At 54.3% G+C, this 4,420-nt stretch carries 6 protein-coding genes; 3 read left to right on the top strand and 3 right to left on the bottom strand.

The features are described from left to right. Positions 1–123: 123 nt before the first annotated feature. Entirely contained in the window at positions 124–855 is a 732-nt protein-coding gene (gene tonB, locus M8318_RS00325; RefSeq protein WP_262660589.1) for a TonB system transport protein TonB, read from the bottom strand. 221 nt (positions 856–1,076) lie between these two features. Between tonB and M8318_RS00320 the strand changes: the two genes are divergently transcribed. After that, entirely contained in the window at positions 1,077–1,373 is a 297-nt protein-coding gene (locus tag M8318_RS00320) for a YciI family protein (RefSeq protein ID WP_262660588.1), read from the top strand. A 36-nt stretch (positions 1,374–1,409) separates the two neighbouring features. On the opposite strand, the gene leuE is transcribed toward M8318_RS00320, so the two are convergent. Continuing rightward, positions 1,410–2,045 carry a leucine efflux protein LeuE gene (gene leuE / locus M8318_RS00315; protein ID WP_262660587.1) on the bottom strand — a complete coding sequence of 212 codons (636 nt, stop codon included), beginning with the start codon at positions 2,043–2,045 and terminating at the stop codon, positions 1,410–1,412. Positions 2,046–2,115: 70 nt separating this feature from the next. Beyond that, positions 2,116–2,289 carry a YciY family protein gene (locus tag M8318_RS00310; RefSeq protein ID WP_146145509.1) on the bottom strand — a complete coding sequence of 58 codons (174 nt, stop codon included), beginning with the start codon at positions 2,287–2,289 and terminating at the stop codon, positions 2,116–2,118. A 142-nt stretch (positions 2,290–2,431) separates the two neighbouring features. Between M8318_RS00310 and cls the strand changes: the two genes are divergently transcribed. After that, complete coding sequence (gene cls / locus M8318_RS00305) at positions 2,432–3,892, top strand: cardiolipin synthase (protein ID WP_262660586.1); 1,461 nt, start codon at positions 2,432–2,434, stop codon at positions 3,890–3,892. Positions 3,893–3,929: 37 nt separating this feature from the next. After that, positions 3,930–4,259 carry an HI1450 family dsDNA-mimic protein gene (locus M8318_RS00300; RefSeq protein WP_039030677.1) on the top strand — a complete coding sequence of 110 codons (330 nt, stop codon included), beginning with the start codon at positions 3,930–3,932 and terminating at the stop codon, positions 4,257–4,259. Positions 4,260–4,420 lie beyond the last annotated feature (161 nt).

Below are 4,420 nucleotides of genomic sequence, written 5' to 3'. Positions count from 1 at the left end.
GTAAAAGAATCTGTGGCAATCTATAACCATGAGCGGCCGCATCTTGCCCTGAAATACAAAACGCCCGATGAGGTTCATCAGGCGTTTTACAGGCAGAAAACTGTCAACCTATATCAGGACTAGTCATTCCATCTGTGCCCCGCCGTTCAGGCGGAAAACGATATTCACAATCAGCCCGCGGCCTGGCTTACCGGCTTCGTATCGCCATTTACGCATCGCGGTTTTCACATCCCGCTCAAACATATTCGACGGCTGCGCGGAGAGGATTTCAACATTATCCACTCGCCCGTCTGCGGTCACGTCAAACTTCACACGGACACGCCCTTCAATGCGTAATGCCTGCGCTCGCGCAGGATAAACCGGCTGGTTACGGCTCAGCGCACGCGGACCGGAGGGGGCTGTCGCAACCGGCTTAGCGGTGGCCGGGGACGAGTTCATCACCGGGCGAGTCGGGGCAGCTCTTTCAACCGGTTGAGTAGTGCGAGGCTCGACCGGGCGCTCTTCACGCTTCGGACGCTCTTCCACCTTTTTCACCGGTTTTGGTTTCGGCTTCGGTTTTGGCTTAGGCTTGGGCTCCGGTTTCGGGATCACCACCGGCACTTCTTTAGGCGGTTCAGGAACGATTTCAGGTTCCGGTTCCGGCTCGGGTTCTGCGACAGGTTCCGGTGGTGGCGCTACCTGCACGGGCTCCAGCTCCGCAGGCGTCACCATGGTCACAGAAATCGGCTGCGCGGGCGCTGGCATTTCAATAACCTGATTTACCGATGTGTAAAGCAGACCCGCAACGACGGCGCCATGAATTGCGACGGACAGCAGCGTCGGCCAGGGAAAGCGGCGAGGTAATTCAAGGGTCATTGAAGTCATAATCGTTTCAGTTAAAAAGCCAGGCCCTGATTTTAAATGCAAATAGCAATCATATTCAATAAGCCAGTTAAACTTCGCCTGAATAAACCGTCCGGCAGGCGAAAAAAGGCACGCAGTGCGCAGGGTTTTAACAAAGTGGCTATCTTTACATTGCAGTCCCCTGCACTTTCACATAACGTAATTCACACTTTTATTGGTTAAGGAGCTCCGCTGTGCTTTATGTGATTTTTGCTGCAGATGTTGCTGATTCTCTGGAAAAACGCCTCTCCGTGCGCCCTGCCCATCTGGCACGCTTACAGCTGCTGCATGACGAAGGCAGATTACTGACTGCAGGGCCATTGCCTGCCGTCGACAGCAACGATCCGGGTGCGGCCGGTTTTACCGGCTCGACGGTTATTGCCGAGTTTGAATCGCTCGAAGCGGCACAGGCCTGGGCGCAGGACGACCCGTATGTGGCGGCTGGCGTATATGATAACGTCGTAGTGAAGCCGTTTAAAAAAGTTTTCTAGAATAAAAAAAGGCTCCTTATCAGGAGCCTTTTCTCGTTAGTGCAGGGACGCCAGCCGCGCCGCGAACCCGACAAACAACAAACCGATTAAGCCATTTCCCAGCTTCGCCAGTTTCTTTTTGGTTTTCAGATAACGGGTGACAAATGCCCCGGAGAAAATCAGGAAGCTCATATAGATAAAGCTGATGACCTCCAGCGTGATCGCGAGGATCATAAACGCCACGCCGGTGTTGTTAGCCTGTACGTCGATAAACTGCACAAAGAACGAGACATAAAACAGGATCGCTTTCGGATTGGTCATACTCAGCACCAGCGAGCGTTTCATGATGGTTTTTGCCGGTTCGATACCGCCCGCTTCGCCCTGCTGTTTATGCCGGATCACCGACCAGAGCATCTTCCCGCCCAGCCATAACAGGTAGAACGCCCCGAGATAGCGAACCACATCAAACAGTATTGGGGTGGTCTGAATCAGCGCCGCGACCCCGGCCCAGGCGAGAAACATCAGCACCGCATCACCGATAAACACGCCGCTGGCCGCCAGATAGCCTTTCTTGACGCCGTGACCAATGCCGGTTTTTAGGACAAACAGAGTATTGGGACCCGGAACCAGAACAATGAAAATGGCTCCAACAACATAGGTCCAGAAATTAAGCACACCAAAATCCGCAAACACTTCATCCTCCTTTTCGAAATAGCGAATCTTTAAAAAACATCGGGCACCTCAAAGGGTGCCCTTGTGTCATTCAGTAATCCTGAACGGCGAACAGTAACGCATTGCGATGACGGTTCGTACTGCATTTTCTGATGGCGTGGATACGCATATTACGGCGGGATTGTGCTTCCAGCCAACGCGCTTTGCGACGACCTGTCTGTCGCAACATGCGCCAGCGCCCTACTTCTGTTCTACTGCGCTTCATGTTAACAACTCTTCCTAAAACAGAGCGCTCATTATAGACCCTTGCCTGCGGCAAACCAGTGCTTTTATCTGGCGTTTTTATTTGCCAGAAAAATCCTGACGCGTAAACTCTTAACAATACGCTTTCAAAAGGATTTTTTATTATGACAACCTTCTACACCGTGGTGAGTTGGCTGCTCATTCTGGGATACTGGCTGATCATCGCAGGGGTAACATTACGCATCCTGATGAAGCGCAGAGCCGTTCCTTCCGCCATGGCATGGTTGTTGATTATTTTTATCCTGCCGCTGGTCGGCATCATCGCGTACTTATCCTTTGGCGAACTTCACCTCGGTAAACGCCGGGCGGAACGTGCCCGCGCCATGTGGCCTTCGACGGCCAAATGGCTCAACGATCTCAAATCCTGCAAACATATCTTTGCCGAAGAGAACAGCGACGTCGCGGCGTCCCTGTTTCAGCTCTGCGAGCGCCGCCAGGGCATTGCGGGCGTCAAAGGCAATCAGCTTCAGCTGATGACCACCTCCGATGACGTGATGCATGCGCTGATCCGCGATATTCAGCTGGCACGCCATAACATCGAGATGGTGTTTTACATCTGGCAGCCGGGCGGGATGGCCGATCAGGTCGCGGAATCCCTGATGGCCGCCGCACGCCGGGGTATTCACTGCCGTCTGATGCTCGACTCCGCCGGCAGCGTAACCTTTTTCCGTAGCAACTGGGCGTCGATGATGCGCAATGCCGGAGTGGAGGTGGTCGAAGCCTTAAAAGTAAACCTGCTGCGTGTGTTCCTGCGCCGGATGGACCTGCGCCAGCACCGTAAAATGGTGCTGATCGACAACTACATCGCCTATACCGGCAGCATGAACCTGGTGGACCCGCGCTTCTTCAAACAGGACGCCGGTGTGGGCCAGTGGGTCGACCTGATGGCACGTATGGAAGGCCCGGTCGCCACCGCAATGGGGGTTGTCTACTCCTGCGACTGGGAGATCGAAACCGGCAAGCGCATTCTGCCCCCGCCGCCTGATGCCAACATCATGCCGTTTGAACAGGCCAGCGGGCATACCATCCACACCATTGCCTCTGGTCCGGGCTTCCCGGAAGATCTGATTCACCAGGCGCTGCTCACCGCGGCCTATTCCGCCCGCGAATATCTGATCATGACCACCCCCTACTTCGTGCCGAGCGACGATCTGCTGCACGCCATCTGTACCGCCGCCCAGCGCGGGGTGGATGTCAGCATCATCCTGCCGCGCAAGAACGATTCGGTTCTGGTGGGCTGGGCCAGCCGGGCCTTCTTCAGCGAACTGCTGGCCGCCGGGGTGAAGATTTACCAGTTTGAAGGTGGCCTGCTGCACACCAAAAGCGTGCTGGTGGATGGCGAACTCAGCCTGGTGGGGACGGTGAACCTGGATATGCGCAGCCTGTGGCTCAATTTTGAGATCACCCTGGTAATTGATGACGCCGGTTTTGGCGCCGATTTGGCCGCGGTGCAGGACGACTATATCTCCCGCTCGCGCCTGCTGGACGCACGGTTGTGGGTGAAAAGACCGCTGTGGCAGCGAATTACCGAACGACTGTTTTACTTCTTTAGTCCGTTGCTGTAAAACGTGCCCAACCAACGATGTTAAACAGGTAGTCATCATGGAAATGGATCTGAACAATCGCCTGACCGAAGACGAAACGCTCGAGCAGGCCTACGATATCTTCCTCGAACTGGCCGTCGATAATCTCGATCCGGCAGACGTGATTCTCTTTAATCTGCAGTTTGAAGAGCGTGGCGGTGCCGAGCTGTTCGACCCGTCTGAAGACTGGGCCGAGCATGTCGATTTCGACCTGAACCCGGACTTTTTCGCGGAAGTGGTGATTGGTCTGGCCGATACCGACGGCGGTGAGATTAACGACATCTTTGCCCGCGTCCTGCTATGTCGCGAGAAAGACCACAAGTTGTGCCACATCCTCTGGCGCGAATAAAAAAAGGCTGCGAATGCAGCCTTTTTTATTATCTGTGACCCGTCCTGAATAGCGTTGACACGTTCCTGACTTAAATCCGGAGAACGTGATGATGACTGAGTTCAAACGTACCCAACGTGATTATCCTCTATCCTTTAAAATAGCTGTCGTTGAGCAGGTCG

The sequence above is a fragment of the Leclercia tamurae genome, from assembly GCF_025566055.1.
GTDB lineage: Bacteria > Pseudomonadota > Gammaproteobacteria > Enterobacterales > Enterobacteriaceae > Enterobacter > Enterobacter tamurae.
This window is presented reverse-complemented; position numbering and strand designations above follow the sequence as displayed.

Bases quoted from the DNA above. Each gene is read 5' to 3' on its own strand.
- cls (WP_262660586.1), top strand. From the start codon at position 2,432: ATGACAACCTTCTACACCGTGGTGAGTTGGCTGCTCATTCTGGGATAC.
- tonB (WP_262660589.1), bottom strand. From the start codon at position 855: ATGACCCTTGAATTACCTCGCCGCTTTCCCTGGCCGACGCTGCTGTCC.
- M8318_RS00300 (WP_039030677.1), top strand. From the start codon at position 3,930: ATGGAAATGGATCTGAACAATCGCCTGACCGAAGACGAAACGCTCGAG.
- M8318_RS00310 (WP_146145509.1), bottom strand. From the start codon at position 2,289: ATGAAGCGCAGTAGAACAGAAGTAGGGCGCTGGCGCATGTTGCGACAG.